The following is a 14868-nucleotide window of genomic DNA, read 5'->3' as shown; positions in this document are numbered from 1 at the left end:
CGCTCCGCCGTGGCATTTCAAACCGCCGCGACCACACCGCCACCGCCAGCCCGATTGCTGCCGGTGGCGGTGTTGCTTTGGCTCGCCGGTGTTTACCTGCGTATACCCGTACTGGTGGCCCCGCCGCTGGCGCCTTTCATTGGCGATGAGCTGGCCCTGACCCAGGCACTGACCGGCGCCCTGACCACATTGCCCATCCTGATGCTGGCCATTGGCGCCATGCCCGGTTCGCTGGCCATCTCCCGCATCGGCCCGCGAAACACCCTGGCACTGGCCATGGTGATCATGGTCATCGGCTCCGCCGGCCGTGGCCTGGTGCCCGATACCTTCACCCTGATGATAGCCAGCGCCGTCATGGGCCTGGGTGTGGCGATGATGCAGCCAGCGCTGCCAGCCCTGCTGCCGCGTTGGCTCGAACCCCATCACATTGCTCTGGGCTCGGCCATCTACATGAACGGCATGCTCATGGGTGAGTTCATCGGTGCCGGTATTACCCTGCCGGTTCTTATGCCGTTGCTGGACAACAGCTGGCGCGCCACCATGCTGGCCTGGTCGCTGCCGGCCCTGCTGGTAGTCGCCGCCCTGTTTCTGCCCAAACGGGACTTGGCCCGGCCCGCACGCAAAGCCGCCTGGCTGCCCGACTGGAAAAACCCGCTCACCTTGCGCCTGGGCCTGCTGCTGGGGCTTTCCGGCTCCATGTTCTTCGGCCTCAACGCCTACATGGGTAACCTCCTGGAACAACAGGGGCGTATCGGCCTGCTGTCCGAGGCCCTGTTCTGGTACAACATCGCCCAGGTCTTTGCCTCGCTGGTGATGCTGAAAATGGCACGGGCCTGGGTCGGCCGCCGTACCTTCATTGTCGTCATGGCGGTTCTCAGCATTGCCGGCACCGCCGGCACTCTGGTGCTCGAAGGCTGGTGGTTCATTGCCAGCGCCACGCTGATGAGCTTCGTGGCCGGCATTCTGCTGATCCTGTTGGTGGCTCTGCCGCCTTTGCTGGTGAACTCCGCCGAAACCGGACGGCTGTCTGCCGGCACCTTCCTGGTGGGCTATACCATGGCCTTCTCGGTACCCATGCTCGGCGGCCTGCTCGCCGACTGGACTGGCGACACCCGTCATGCCGTGATGGCCATGGTGGCCTACAGCCTGCTGGTATTACCCCTGGCTTTCACTCTGGACCTGAAACGAAAAAAGGATCAGCCCGCAAGCTGATCCTTTCTGAGATACCTCACTGACCTTCGGTCAGATATAGTAATCCTTCAACGGAGGAAAGCCGTTGAATTCAATGGCACTGTAGGTGGTGGTATAGGCCCCGGTCGACAGCCAGTACATCCGGTCTCCGATCGCCAGATTCAGCGGCAGCGGGTACTTGTGATGCTCGTACATGATATCGGCACTGTCACAGGTCGGCCCGGCGATCACACAATCCTCACCTTCACCGCTCTTCTCGGTCCAGATCGGAAACTTGATGGACTCGTCCAGGGTCTCGATCAGCCCGGAAAACTTGCCGACATCGGTAAACACCCAGCGGTGCAGGGCGGTACGGGATTTTCGTGAAATCAGCACGACCTCGCTGACCAACACACCGGCATTTGAAATCAGCGATCGCCCCGGCTCGATGATGATCTCGGGCAGGTCGTCACCAAAGTCCTCGTGCAGGAAACGGGCAATCTCCTCCGCATACACCCCCAGTTCATTGGTCCGTGTAATGTAGTTGGCCGGGAAACCACCGCCCATGTTGATCATCTTCAGCTCAATGCCGTCTTCTTCCTTAAGGCGCTCGAAAATCACCTTTACCTTGTTCAGGGCGGCGTCCCAGGCACCGATTTCGCGCTGCTGGGAACCGACGTGGAACGACACACCATAGGGCACCAGGCCCAGATCACGAGCCAGGATCAGCAGATCCATGGCCATATCGGTCTGGCAGCCAAACTTGCGGGACAACGGCCAGTCGGCGGTCAGGGTGCCTTCAGTCAGAATACGCACATACACTTTTGAGCCCGGGGCAGCCTTGGCAATGTTGCGCAGGTCTGCCTCGGAATCCGTGGCATACAGGCGCACACCCTTTTCGTAAAAGGTGCGAATGTCTTTCGCCTTCTTGATGGTGTTGCCGTAACTGATGCGGTCGCCGGTCACACCCAGGGCCATCACCTTGTCCAGTTCATACACCGAAGCGATATCAAAATTCGCGCCTTTGTCCCGCAGCATGGTCAGAATCTGCGGGGCCGGGTTGGCCTTCACCGCATAATAGACCTTGGCGTAAGGAAACCCTTCCACCAGCTCTTCGTACTGACGGTCAATGGTCTGGGTGTCGATCACCACAAACGGGGTTTCCTTGCCGTCGGCAAAGTCCTTGATCCGCTTGAAAGTCTCGGCACTGTAGTAGTCGGCGATATCGGCGTTAGGCGTCTGGATCATGGGTGGTGTGTCCCTCCACAGGGTAAACGGGCATAAAAAAAGGGTAGCACAGACTGGCTGTATTACCCGTGAATGGCGCGATCATCGGGCCTTTTTCCAATCACCGCAAATGCGCAGTTATACCCATAAACGCACCGGTCAACGGTGCGCCACGCGTGCCTCTGATTCAGGGTTCAGCGACAGGAAAACTTGTTACTGTCGGTTAACAGCTACCGACACTTTCAGGGGATCATGCTAGCCTGTTTGCAAATGAATCAACCCTGGAGGGGGTTGGCGTGTCTGACATTGCCGGAATTGCATCCAGTTATACCCAGTTCAAGCAACAACGGGTTCAGGAACAGGCGGAACTGGCCGTTCTGAAAAAGTCCATGGACATAGCCCAACAAGGTGCGCTTCAGTTGCTTGAAGGCCTGACCGAAACATCTGTCGCGACAGCCGGCGCCAACCCCTCAGATAATGTGGGCAGCATGATCGACGTTCGGGCCTGACCGGTTTGTCTCTGCCTCAGACCGCAATTGGCCACAGCGGCGTTGGTTCGGTGGGACCATCCGGGTCCTGGGGCCGACTCTGGCGCTGCAGATAATCCAGGATGGCGTCTTTCAGATCACTGCCCTGACCCAGGCCCTGATTGCCGAACAGGCGGTTGAATTCCAGCACATAGGGATAGCCTTCCACCAGGGCGATATCAAAGCCGGCATGGTCTACTTCCAGCTCCCGGGCCAGGCGCAGGGCCAGATCGGTAGCCGCCGCTGGCACATCGCCAGTCACAATCTGGCCACCCCTGGCGACGTTGTTGTAGAACCCCTGCTCCGCCTGGGTACGCCAGTAGGCGGTCACCACTCGATCACCCACCACAACCACCCGCACATCCCGGTCAATCGGAAGGTATTCCTGCACGTAGAGAACATCTGTGCGATCACAATACTTAAGCCAGTCGGCCCGGGACTCGATCAACCACACACCTTCGCCCATGCTGGCCTTGGGTAGTTTGGCCACGAAAGGCAGGGCCATGGTGTCCCACAGCATGTCGCGTTCCTGTGGACCATTGGCTTCAATCAAGGTCCAGGGTGTGTGTTCCGGCGCCACGGCCTGAAAGGCGCGGGTCATTTCCACTTTATCGTGACCAATGCGATAACTGGCGATACTGGGGAACACCCGGCACTTCAAGCCATGCACCAGGGCGTTGATCTGCCAGTATTCCGGGAACAGCACCCAGTCCGCCTCCTGCAGTAGCGGCTTGTGGCGCAGGAAATGCTCGGGCTTCAGTACAGTGGTGTCGGGGAAGCCAAGGGTACGGAACACGTTGAATGAGACAAGGTGCATGGTGACAGCCGCACAGAGTGAAAATTGGCTGCATTTTATCCAGCTTTGGAACCCTGGCAAGGGTTATTTTATGCGTAAATTGACCGATCTCATGGTTACAGCTAATGATACTGACAATAATTCGCATTAGTTGTCACTAATGAGGAACTGACCATGACAAAACACCTGATGCTGGCCGCTGCCAGCCTGCTGTTCACCCTTCCGGCCTTCGCCGATGATGAGTACGATCACTACAAAGGCGAACCCTCGAAAACCCTGGAACAGGCGGTGGCCAATTTCTCCGAGTACAACAACCGGCTTGAGCAGGTGTTGGCCGGTGATCTGACACCAGAGGCGATGAGCGAAGTCCATCAGCTCACCTACACTCTGGAAAATGCCCTGGGCAAACTGGACCATGAGCTGGAAGACATTGCCGAGCGGCTGGAGAAAGTACACAAGGCTTCCGAGCACGCAGCCCCGGATACCGTGAAAGAGCAAGGCGCGGTGTATCTGGAAAAGAGCCGGTCCATCATCCGGTAACGGCCACGGGCTGCTAAGCTCCGGTAATCACTCGCTGACTTACCGGAGCCTGCCATGGGCACCCCTGAACCCGATTCCCGGGCCTGCAATATTATCGAAACCGTACGCGCTGACACCCAATCCGGTGCCGCCCAGCTGGCAACCAGAGCGCTGACGCTGGTGCGCCAATGGCTGGCCGCGGGTGGAGTCTCTACGGACGCACTCGAACAACTACTGACCGACCTTGCCAAAGCCCGTCCCAGCATGGTGCCGCTGGCCAACGCCATTGAACGGGTGCGCCAGGGCCTGGTGGGCAGCCAGAACGGTGCTTCGACGGCTGAACAGGCGCTGCCCGTGGTGGACTCGGTTCTGGAACAGATCGCCTCCGCCAACCGGCGTGTGGCGGAATTCGCGACGACACGTGTTTCCGAGCAGGCCAGAATTTTCACGCACAGCCGTAGCTCCCAGGTGCTGGCGCTGTTCCGTTTACTGGTACAGCAGGGCCGCAACTTCTCGGTAATCTGCACCCAGAGCAGCCCAGGCAACGAGGGCTTTACCCTGGCCCGGGAACTGGATGAACTGGGCGTTCGGGTGACGGTGATCACCGATGCCCAGATGGGGCTGTTCGTTCCGAAGGCGGACCTGGTGCTGTGCGGCTGTGACACCTGGCTGGCCGATGGCCACTTTCTCAACAAGGCGGGCAGTTATCCGCTGGCCTTGCTGGCCAGGGCCGAGGCAAAACCGCTCTGGGTGCTGGCAGACAGCTTCAAGGACAGCACGGCGCCACACGATGAAGTCACACTGGAAGAAATGGCGGCGAACCAACTCGGTGCACCGGCCGGCCAGCACATTACCGTTCGCAACCTCTATTTTGAGCCTGTTCCGGTGCAGCTGATCAGTGGACGAATCAGCGAGCAGGGCGTTTTTTCGTTCCCTGCTGAGCCTGGGCCGTAAGCGGATCTTCCGGCCAGGGGTGTTTCGGGTAGCGGCCCCGGAGTTCTTTTCGTACCTGTGGATAGGCGTTCTGCCAGAAGCTGGCGAGATCTGCCGTGACGGCCAGCGGGCGCTGGGCCGGGGACAGGAGGTGGGTTACCACGGGCACCCGGCCGCCCGCCACCGTCGGTGTTTCAGTCCAGCCAAACAGGGCCTGCAGCTTGGCAGCTAGCACCGGGCCGTTGTCGGCCGTGTAATCCAGCGTCACCTTCTGGCCGGTGGGGATGGCCAGAGCTTTCGGAGCCAGTTCATCCAGTTCTTGTTGCTGTGGATAATCGAGCAGGCTGTTCAGGGCGGATGTCAGATCAAGCCGGGCCAGATCCGACCACCGCTGCATGCCGGCCATAAACGGCGCCAACCAGCTTTCCACACCGGCCAGCAGGGCAGAATCCGTCACATCCGGCCAGTGACCGGGGAACTGTGTGGCCAGTAACTGCACCCGGGCCTGCCACTGGCGGGCGGCCTCGTTCCAGGGCAGCCGATCCAGTCCTTTGCGACGGACGGCATCCAGCAAACCCTGCTGGATCAGTTCGGGGGCCACCTGTTGCAACGGCTTTTCCGCCAGTATCAGTGCGCCAAGCTTGCGTACGTGACGCGCCACCACTGTGCCCCGCTTGTCGTCCCAGAGGGCTTCTTCCCGTTCTTGTATGTGCGCAGCCAGGTCCTGCTCCAGATCCCCCAGATCCACTGGCGCCGCCAGATAAATCGTCGCCTCCCGGGCCTTACCGTCCAGGTCCGCGGCCACCAGCCAATTCTCCCGGGCCAGCGGATCATGTTCCCGCAGGCTCGCCCCCTTGCCATTGCTGAGCTGGTAGCGCGGTGCCTCGCCCGAACGGCGACGGGCAATGCGGTCCGGATAGGCCTGAGCCAGCACCCGCCCCACCTCGGTTGCGGCGGGCACGTTCCCAGACGCAGGTTCCCGGCACAACCGTTTCGCCGCCTGCCGCACCGCCTGCAACCGGGCCGAATCCAGGCCATGGGGTGCCCGTTCTCCCCGAACAATCCGAACCCGTTCGTGCAAATCGGCGCCGGAGCCGGGCCCCAGCAGGTCACGCTCTTCCAGTAGTGCCGCCAGTTCCGCGGCGAGCTGGCCAAACCCCAGAGCCCGCCCCCGGACAACCATATGGGCCAAACGGGGATGCAGCCCCAGATCCCGGGCGGACTTGCCGTGATCGGTAATAGCACCGTCAGCATCCAGCAAATCCAGCCACTGCAATAAATCCACCGCCTGCTGCCAGTGGGCTTGCGGCGGCGCATCAATCCAGGCCACCTGATCCGGTGAACGAGCCCCCCACTGGGCCAGCTCCAGTACCAGCGGTGCCAGGTCCGCCTCCTGAATCTCCGCTGGCGTGAAGTCAGCCAGGCCGAACTGCTCCGACTCGCTCCATAACCGGTAGCACACGCCCGGTTCGACCCGTCCTGCCCGGCCTTTACGCTGCTCGGCAGAGGCTTTGGACACCCGGCTGGTGACCAGGCGAGTCATGCCACTGTTGGGATCAAACACGGTCCGACGCTGCTGGCCGGCATCAACCACTACCCGCACGCCTTCAATGGTCAGGCTGGTCTCGGCAATGGCAGTGGCCAGGACCACCTTGCGAGCACCGTCCGGGGCCGGTGCGATGGCCCGGTCCTGTTCTTCAGCCTTGAGGTTGCCGTACAAGGTTGCCAGCACCACGTTTGCCGGCAGTTGTCCGGCCAGCTGTTGCGCCACCCGGCGAATTTCACCGGCCCCGGGCAGGAACACCAGCACCGAGCCAGCCTGGTCTCCCAGGACCTCCAGCACCACCGCCGTTACGTGATCCACCATCCGGGCATTGCGGGACAAGGGCCGATAAAGGACATCCACCGGAAACGCCCGGCCTTCACTGGAAATCACCGGCACGTCCCCCAGCACCTTGGCAATGGGCGCGGTATCCAGTGTCGCGGACATCACCAGAAGGCGCAGGTCTTCTCGCAGGGCCTGCTGGCTCTCTCGCACCAGTGCCAGCCCCAGATCGGCCTGCAGGGAACGCTCATGGAATTCGTCAAACAGAACAGCGGCATAGTCTTCCAGCATGGGGTCGGTCTGGATCAGGCGGGTGAGTATACCCTCGGTCACGACTTCGATCCGGGTGGTGCCGGAGACCCTGGTATCCAGTCGGGTGCGATAGCCCACCGTCTGCCCGGGCGCCTCTCCCAGTTGCCGGGCCATATACCGCGCTGCCGACCGGGCCGCCAGTCGGCGGGGTTCGAGCATCAGGATTTTGCGGCCATCGCGCCAGGGCGCATCCAGCAGGGCCAACGGTACCCGGGTGGTTTTACCCGCGCCGGGCGGCGCCTGGAGCAAAGCGGTGGTGGTCTTTGCCAGTGTGCGGGTCAGTTCTGGGAGGATGCCATCAATCGGGAGCATGGTACGGGGTGCTTGCCGGAATGTGGCCGCAGTTTACCATGCCTCAGGAGCGGGCATGCCAGGCTTCAGGCCGGGGCACGAAGAACGCGAATACCAGGCCAAACGCCAGTGCTGCCACCCCGATGCCGAAAGCCGACACCAGGGTGCCTCCCGCATCCAGCCACTGTTTGGTCAGCCAGGGGCCGACCATCTGGGTAAAGCCATACAGTGCCACCATCGCTGCCGACAGGCGCGGGCCCTGATGCGGATGCAGCGCGCGCCCGATGCGCTGGGTCAGCAATACCGTGCCCAGAAAGGTGCTGCCGACCAGGGCGGCACACAACACCAAGCCCAAGGCGCCAGGCCAGACCACGGTGGCCAGTACACCGGCCAGCTGAATCAGAAAATTCAGGCGAAGGGCGGGCAAGTCTCCCATCAGGGCCCCCAGTTTGTTCCACAGCCAGGGCGCCGGGATGGTGAACAGAGCGACGATCACCCAGGTCCCGTCCAGCAAGGCGTGGCCCTCAGGCAGTTCCAGTTTTGCCAACAGGGGCAAGAAGGTCATGGGCAGGATGTAGCCCAGGCCCGCCCCGGCATAGGAGAGAAACAGCGGGATGCTGGCGCGATCCAGCAACGGGGTATTGACCACTGCCTTACCGGCGTCATCATGCTGGCGCACCGGCACCTCCAGTTGCCGTAACTGCATGGCACCCCACCAGGCCAGGGGAATCGACAACAGGGCCGCCGGCCACCAGCGCTCCGCGCCCTCCAGCAGACTGGCGGTTCCGGTAACGAGGCCGCTGGACACCAGCAGCCCTACACCAACGCCGATATAGACCAGACCGCTGAGAGAGGCCCGGTTGCGCAGTACCAGCCACTCCAGAATCAGGGCTGGCGCCTGGACGAATACCACGCCGTTAGCCACACCGTTCAGCCAGCGGGTGACAGAAATAACCGTCAGCTGGTCGGTCTGGGTCACGATCAGCGTGGTGACCACATGAACCGCCAGGAAAAGAGGCAACATCAGCCGGATCTGGTCGATTCTGTGCCAACGGATGGCCAGCATTGCCCCCATGAGATAGCCGAGGTAGTTCCAGGTGGCCACCGCAGCTCCATCCGGCGCGTTGAACTGGTTATCGGCCACCAGGTAGGGCAACAACGGGGTGTAGATGAATCGGCCAAGGCCGTGGACAACCAGCAACACCAGGCTACCGGCGAGCAGAACCGTAAACAGTTGCCTGGGGGTGGGGGTATTTGCAGAAGTCATGGCATAGGCCCGGTCGTCAGGTTATCAACGGAAACCGGGTAGTGTAGGTGACTAACCAATGCTTGTCAGTGAGACCTTCGCCTCAGCCTGGCTGGCGATTGGCGTTGGCCCACTGGTAGATACGCTCAAAGGCTTCGGCCAGCTGTTCCGGCTTGTGGGGTGGCTGGATCAGCGCCTGAACGTCGCCGTCCGGATTGAGCAAGGCAAAATGCCCGCTGTGGTCCACCAGCAACTCGCCATTCACCTGCCGGTGCACAAACACCGCGCTCACGCTCTTGGCGACCTGGCGCAGGGTGTCCAGATCGCCGGTCAGGCCGTGGAAATGCTCACCAAAGAAATCGGTATAGGCCTTCAGCTTCGCCGGGGTATCGTGCTCCGGGTCTGCCGAGACCAGCAGATAGTCCGGTTGGGGTAATTCCGGGGACAGCAACTGGTCGGTACGGCGCAGATTGGCCATGGCAGCGGGGCAGATGTCCGGGCAATTGGTATAGCCCACAAACACGAAGGTCCACCGGCCCCGGAGATCTTCCCGGGTGACCGTCTCTCCTTCCTCGTTGGTCAGAGAGAACTCCACCAGGGGCCGTGGCTGGTCGTAGACATAGGCGTTGTACTGGCTGAGATCCGGCGCCGGTGCCGGTTCGCCCCCCACCAGAAAGACCTGCCGACCCACTGTCAGGCCGAACACCAGCACCACCAGCAACAACAGAACAAACAACGTGATCCGAATCGACCGCCCCATAGGGTCTCCCAACCAGGCTTAACCCCGGCCAGTCAGGCCGGGACAAAGACAAAATGATCTACCAGCAACACCACAAACAACGCCATCAGATAGGTGATGGAATATTTGAAGGTGTTCAGCGCTACCCGCCGGTCGTCGCCGCGCAGCAGGCGAACAGCATATTGCAGGAACCTCAAGCCTAGCGCCAGGGCGCCCACCAGGTAAATACCGCCGGACATGCCTGTGACAAACGGTAGCAGGCTGACGGCCAGCAGCATCAGGGTATAGAGCAGAATATGCAGTTCGGTGTAACGATTGCCGTGGGTCACCGGCAGCATGGGAATACCAGCCTTGGCGTATTCCTCCTTGCGGTGGATGGCCAGAGCCCAGAAATGCGGTGGCGTCCAGGCGAAGATGATCAGAACCAGCAACAGCGCGTGGCCTTCCACCTGGCCAGTGACCGCGGTCCAGCCCAGCAGTGGCGGCATGGCACCGGCCAGCCCACCGATGACAATGTTCTGTGGCGTCGCCCGTTTCAGGAACAGGGTGTAAACACCGGCGTAACCCACCAGGGAGGCCAGCGTCAGCCAGGCGGTTAGCTCGTTCACCTGCCACACCAGCACGACCATACCCAGAGCCGCCAGCACGGTAGCAAACAGCAGGGCGTCCAGCGGCGCAATCCGGCCAGTCGCCACCGGCCGTTTGCGAGTGCGGGCCATCACGGTATCAATCTTCTGATCCACCACGTGGTTCACCACCGCAGCCGCGCCGGCCAGCAGGGCGATACCCAGGTTGCCAAACAGCAGCACGCTCCATCCGGGAACGCCTGGTGCTGCCAGCAGCATGCCGATCACCGAGGTAAGAATCATCAATGCCACTACCCGGGGCTTGGTCAGTTCCAGGTAATCGCGCCAGGAAATAGGGCTCGCATGCGTTGAATTCTGGATCGGCAGCGCCTTCACTTGCTCGCTCATGCCGTAACCTCCCGGTTTATGGTTGTTGTATGAGGTGCGGGGGATAGTGCTGGCAGGGCCAGCTGATGATGCCGCCAGATCAGGTGCACCATCGACAGTAACAGGCCGGCGCCCATGGCGTTATGGGCAACGGCGACGATCAGGGGAATGTGCAGCCAGACGTTGGTCAGCCCCAGACAGAACTGGAGCACCAGGGCACCGCCCACCAGAGCGATGGCCCTGTCGAGACCGCTCTGGGCTCGCTGGCGCCACAGCAGCCCCAGCAATATGGCCAGATAACCCAACACAAGGACCGCGCCCAGGCGATGGCTGACGTGAATAGCAACCCGGCCATCGCTGGTCAGCTGGCCGCCCAGATAGTTGGGACCAACATGTTGGGTGATATCAAATCCATGCTGAAAATCCATGCCCTCGGGCCACCACTGACCCTGACAGGTAGGCAGATCGGTACAGGCAACGGCGGCGTAGTTGGCTGCCGTCCAGGCCCCCAGGGCAATCTGGGCAATGACCAGCAGCAAACCGCCATACAGCCAGGGTCGGAGTCTTGCCAGGGATGCCGCCATCGCCGGTCGCGGCGCCTCACTTTCACGTGCCCGCCGCCGGAGCCGCAGGGTCAGCAACAACAACAGGCTCAGGGTGGTAAATCCGCCCAGCAGATGCAGGGCCACCACCTGGGGCCAGAGCTTGAGGGTAACCGTCCACATGCCGAACGCGGCCTGCAACACGATAAAGCCGGCAATGAACAGCGGCAGTTTGACCGGAAGCCCCGCTCTGCGGTTGCGCACCGAGGCAATGGCCAGCCCGAATACCAGTAGTCCCAGGGTACCGGCGGCGTAGCGATGAATCATTTCGGGCCAGCCCTTGGAGACATCCACCGGGGTCTCCGGGAAACGGGCATTGGCAATGGCGATGCGGGTTTCATCCTGGGGCACGGTCAGAAAGCCATAACAGCCAGGCCAGTCCGGGCATCCCAGGCCGGCGTGAACCAGTCGTGTCCAGGCACCGAGCATAATCACCACCACTGCCAGCAAGCAGGCCAGGGTAGCCCAGAACGCCAGTTTCTGCGCTGTTGCCCGGGATTGCTCCGGAGACATCGCCGTCATACCGCAGGCCTCCCGTTAGCCAATCTGTGACAGTTTCAGCAGGTGCTTCAGATCTTTAAGCAGCTGTTTGCCGGTGTGTTCGCTGCCATAGTGCATCATCACATTGCCAAACGGGTCGATCAGCAGGATTCTCGGTTGCTGCTCCGGGTTGATCCCGGCGGGCCATGCCGGTGTCTTGCCAGCGGCCGGTTGCAGGCGCTCCATCAACTGGTACTCATCAGACCAGCGCCGCTCCAGATCCGCCGGTACCGTGCCCAGATAGGCGGCACGACCAACACGCGGCGCGTTCTTGCCAAGCGCAACGTTAACCTGGCGAGCCAGATACAGCAGCTGCTCGCAGTCTTCCGTGCAACGTTCCGAAGCCACCAGCATCAGCCATTTCGGGTCGGCGACATCAACACCAAAGCGTGCCTGCAGGGGGTTCCCCGCAGCGGTTTGCAGATTCAGCTCTGCCACCGGCACCGGCGGTTGCACCAACTGCCCCTGATTGCTCTGACCGGCCGGGTTAAGCCAGCCGGTGTAAAACATGACCGTCGCCACCAGCATGGGGCCGAACCCCACCGCAAAGAGCAGCATGGCGGTGCGCCGGCCCCGCCTGACCTGAGCCGGGCTCGGGCCATCAGAATGAGAGAGAGAGTCAGCCGTTGTCGTTGTCATTGTCGGCTCCTGCCTTGGGTCTTTCGCTGTTTTTTTTATAACTCGCCACCAGAGTCAATATAGTCAGTGCTGCCGCCAGCGCAAACCACTGAGCGGCGTATCCGTAATGCGTCTGCGGGCCCATCACATCCGGCGCCCGGTCCGCCTGGTATGCACCCGGCTGCTGGCTGTCGGCCAGGTGAACAATCATCGGGGCCGGCGTATTACCCAAGGCCCGGACACGGCTTTCCGGCAACGCCTGAACCCGTCTTGGCCAGCCGGGTGTATCGGGCTCCGCCTCTCCCAGAACCGGCGGTTCCGGATAGGCCGCCAGCCGGCCCTGAAGGGTGAACCGAGACCCAGGCGTCTGCACTTCCGGCAGTTGTTCACGGCTGGCCGGTGCCGGTACCCAGCCCCGGTTGACCACCACCAAAGGGCCTGAGAGCGGCTCAAAAAGCGTCAACACTTCGTAACCGGCGCGGCCGTCCCGGGTCCGATTGTCCAGCAACCAAGTCTGCTCCCGGTACCAACCGGTCAGGGTGACCGGTTGGCCCTCCTGCCACCCATCTGCAGCCGCCACATCCTGCCAGTCCCGCCCGGCACTTTCTGAATTCCAGGTCTGCAGCAGACTGGTTTTTTCCGCGGCGCGGTTCAGCTGCCAGACACCCAGACTGATCAGCAGAGGCAGAAAGACACCGCTGAAGACCAGCAGGCGCCAGTCGAACTGCCAGCGGCGGGAGCTGAAACCCACTTAGCGCCGCTCTGCTATAGTGAAGTAACGAACCGGGGCGTTGTTCCCGGCACCAGAATGCTCAACAGGCTGCGGACCTGATACAACCGGATTCCTCATGTTAAAACTTGCCATTGTCGTACTGCTGTTCGCCGTCATTATCAGCCTGTTCAGCGGGCTGTTTTTCCTGATTCGGGACGGCGGTAAAACCAACCGTGTGGTGAACTCACTGGCGGTGCGAGTCTCGCTCAGCGTGCTATTACTGGCCGTGGTGCTGATCGCGCTCTGGACCGGCGATCTCACTCTGAACCCGACGCCCTGACTTCACCTGCCTCAGAGCACATACACGAACACAAACAGGCCCAGCCAGACCACATCCACAAAATGCCAGTACCAGGCTGCCGCTTCAAAGCCGAAATGATTGTCGGCGGTGAAATGGCCCTTGATGATCCGGACCAGCATGATGGCGAGCATCAAAGTACCCAGCATCACGTGGGCCCCGTGGAAACCCGTTAACATAAAGAACGTGCTGCCGTAGATGCCGGACTTCAGGGTCAGGTCCAGGTCCTGATAGGCGTGCATGTACTCGTAGCCCTGAACGAACATGAACACCACCGCCAGCGCAATGGTGGCTCCCAGCCACAGCTTCACCTTGGCCCGGTTACCCGCTTTCAGGGCATGGTGGGCAATGGTTACCGTGAACGACGAGGTTACCAGCAGGATAGTGTTGATCAGCGGCAGGCCCCAGGGACCGATCACTTCCTTCGGTCCCGGGTAGGCCTCCGGGTTGGGGTTGCTGACCAGAGGCCAACTGGCCTGAAAGCCTTCCCACAGCATGTTGCTACTGCCTTTATCACCCTCGCCCCCCAGCCAGGGCACCACGAACATCCGAACGTAGAAGAGCGCACCGAAGAAAGCCGCAAAAAACATGACTTCCGAGAAAATGAACCAGCTCATCCCCCAGCGGAAAGAGCGGTCCATCTGGTCGCTGTAAAGTCCGGCCCGGCTCTCGCGGATGACGCTGCCGAACCAGCCGAACAGCATGTACGCCATGATCAGCGCGCCAATCCAGAACATGATCCAGGAACCGGTGGTGCTTTCACCCTGGTTGCCGTTCACCATGATGGCTGCCGCGCCATACAGGGTGACCCCCAGGCCAACGGTGGCGACAATGGGCCACTTGCTCTGTTCGGGAACGTAGTAGGTCTGGTGATCCGCCATAGCTGTCTCCGATGGCTTAGCCGTTATTGTTGGTTGTTTTTGCTGCCCCGGCGGCACCCGATACCTCGGCCTTCTGGCTCTGGTCGTAAAGGGTGTAGGACAGTGTCAGCTTGGTGATGTGTTCCGGCAGTTCCGGATCCACGATAAACACCAGAGGCATTTCTGTGCTTTCGCCGGCTTCCAGGGGCTGCTGGTTGAAACAGAAACACTCGGTCTTGTGGAAGTACAGGGTGCCCTCAGCCGGGGACAGGCTGGGAACTGCCTGTCCGACCATGGCCTGGTCGCTGCCGTTTTCGGCGTAGAAATTGACGGTCACCGGCTCACCGGGATGCACCTTGATGCTGCGGGTCACCGGCCGGAATTCCCAGGACATACCCGGGCCATTACTGGCCAGGAACTGGACCGTCACGGTGCGGTTGGCATCCGCCTGGTTGGTGACCTGCGCTTCGTACCGGCCGGCGGTCTTGCCATTGATACCGGTGATTTCGCAGAACACGTCGTACAGGGGCACCAGGGCGAAGCCGAAGGCGAACATACCGACCACACCGGCCATGCACCAGGCAATCACCCGACCGTTGCTGCGTTTGCCGTGTTGCGGTTGTGGCTCTGCCATGGCGAC

16 protein-coding genes are annotated in these 14868 nt (G+C 61.4%); 5 read left to right on the top strand and 11 right to left on the bottom strand.

Annotated features, from left to right (window positions below; genetic code table 11):
* The first annotated feature begins 9 nt into the window (after positions 1-9).
* On the top strand, positions 10-1212 hold the full coding sequence (locus tag C7436_RS12750) for an MFS transporter (RefSeq protein WP_121208054.1): 1203 nt from the start codon (positions 10-12) through the stop codon (positions 1210-1212).
* A 30-nt stretch (positions 1213-1242) separates the two neighbouring features.
* On the opposite strand, the gene C7436_RS12745 is transcribed toward C7436_RS12750, so the two are convergent.
* A complete protein-coding gene (locus tag C7436_RS12745; protein WP_023008100.1) occupies positions 1243-2418 on the bottom strand; it encodes a type III PLP-dependent enzyme in 1176 nt (391 codons plus the stop codon).
* 275 nt (positions 2419-2693) lie between these two features.
* Between C7436_RS12745 and C7436_RS12740 the strand changes: the two genes are divergently transcribed.
* Complete coding sequence (locus tag C7436_RS12740; RefSeq protein ID WP_023008101.1) at positions 2694-2906, top strand: YjfB family protein; 213 nt, start codon at positions 2694-2696, stop codon at positions 2904-2906.
* Positions 2907-2922: 16 nt separating this feature from the next.
* Here C7436_RS12740 and C7436_RS12735 read toward each other — a convergent pair whose 3' ends face one another.
* Complete coding sequence (locus tag C7436_RS12735; RefSeq protein WP_121208053.1) at positions 2923-3741, bottom strand: ATP-grasp domain-containing protein; 819 nt, start codon at positions 3739-3741, stop codon at positions 2923-2925.
* Between the two features lie 153 nt (positions 3742-3894).
* Between C7436_RS12735 and C7436_RS12730 the strand changes: the two genes are divergently transcribed.
* Positions 3895-4260, top strand: a complete 366-nt coding sequence (locus C7436_RS12730; protein WP_121208052.1) for a DUF6746 family protein — start codon at positions 3895-3897, stop codon at positions 4258-4260.
* A 54-nt stretch (positions 4261-4314) separates the two neighbouring features.
* The gene (locus tag C7436_RS12725; RefSeq protein ID WP_121208051.1) at positions 4315-5193 is read left to right on the top strand and encodes a translation initiation factor eIF-2B; all 879 of its coding nucleotides are present in this window, start codon (positions 4315-4317) and stop codon (positions 5191-5193) included.
* Here the strand turns inward: C7436_RS12725 and hrpB are convergent.
* The 7 genes from hrpB to C7436_RS12690 form a co-directional block, all read right to left on the bottom strand.
* Positions 5147-7621 (bottom strand): ATP-dependent helicase HrpB, encoded by a 2475-nt coding sequence (gene hrpB, locus C7436_RS12720; protein ID WP_121208050.1) that lies wholly within the window; start codon positions 7619-7621, stop codon positions 5147-5149. The two genes, C7436_RS12725 and hrpB, sit on opposite strands and share 47 nt — an antisense overlap.
* Before the next feature lie 43 nt (positions 7622-7664).
* A complete protein-coding gene (locus tag C7436_RS12715; RefSeq protein WP_121208049.1) occupies positions 7665-8867 on the bottom strand; it encodes a YbfB/YjiJ family MFS transporter in 1203 nt (400 codons plus the stop codon).
* 82 nt (positions 8868-8949) lie between these two features.
* Positions 8950-9606, bottom strand: a complete 657-nt coding sequence (locus tag C7436_RS12710) for an SCO family protein (RefSeq protein WP_011783651.1) — start codon at positions 9604-9606, stop codon at positions 8950-8952.
* 32 nt (positions 9607-9638) lie between these two features.
* A complete protein-coding gene (cyoE, locus tag C7436_RS12705; RefSeq protein WP_014420047.1) occupies positions 9639-10559 on the bottom strand; it encodes a heme o synthase in 921 nt (306 codons plus the stop codon).
* Complete coding sequence (locus C7436_RS12700) at positions 10556-11662, bottom strand: COX15/CtaA family protein (RefSeq protein ID WP_121208048.1); 1107 nt, start codon at positions 11660-11662, stop codon at positions 10556-10558. Before C7436_RS12700 ends, cyoE begins: the two co-directional genes overlap by 4 nt.
* A gap of 15 nt (positions 11663-11677) precedes the next feature.
* Positions 11678-12319, bottom strand: a complete 642-nt coding sequence (locus tag C7436_RS12695) for a hypothetical protein (RefSeq protein ID WP_121208047.1) — start codon at positions 12317-12319, stop codon at positions 11678-11680.
* Entirely contained in the window at positions 12300-13049 is a 750-nt protein-coding gene (locus C7436_RS12690) for an SURF1 family protein (protein ID WP_121208046.1), read from the bottom strand. The genes C7436_RS12695 and C7436_RS12690 overlap by 20 nt, the downstream gene beginning before the upstream one ends.
* 97 nt (positions 13050-13146) lie before the next feature.
* Between C7436_RS12690 and C7436_RS12685 the strand changes: the two genes are divergently transcribed.
* Positions 13147-13350, top strand: coding sequence for a twin transmembrane helix small protein (locus C7436_RS12685; RefSeq protein ID WP_011783646.1), 204 nt, complete (start codon positions 13147-13149; stop codon positions 13348-13350).
* An 11-nt stretch (positions 13351-13361) separates the two neighbouring features.
* Here the strand turns inward: C7436_RS12685 and C7436_RS12680 are convergent, their stop codons facing one another.
* Both C7436_RS12680 and C7436_RS12675 read right to left on the bottom strand, forming a co-directional pair.
* Entirely contained in the window at positions 13362-14249 is an 888-nt protein-coding gene (locus tag C7436_RS12680; RefSeq protein ID WP_121208045.1) for a cytochrome c oxidase subunit 3, read from the bottom strand.
* Between the two features lie 16 nt (positions 14250-14265).
* Positions 14266-14862 (bottom strand): cytochrome c oxidase assembly protein, encoded by a 597-nt coding sequence (locus tag C7436_RS12675; RefSeq protein WP_121208044.1) that lies wholly within the window; start codon positions 14860-14862, stop codon positions 14266-14268.
* Between the last annotated feature and the right edge of the window lie 6 nt (positions 14863-14868).

It is taken from the genome of Marinobacter nauticus (genome assembly GCF_003634635.1).
Taxonomy (GTDB): domain Bacteria; phylum Pseudomonadota; class Gammaproteobacteria; order Pseudomonadales; family Oleiphilaceae; genus Marinobacter; species Marinobacter nauticus.
The sequence above is the reverse complement of the archived record's forward strand: the minus strand, read 5'-3'. Positions and strand labels throughout refer to the sequence as shown.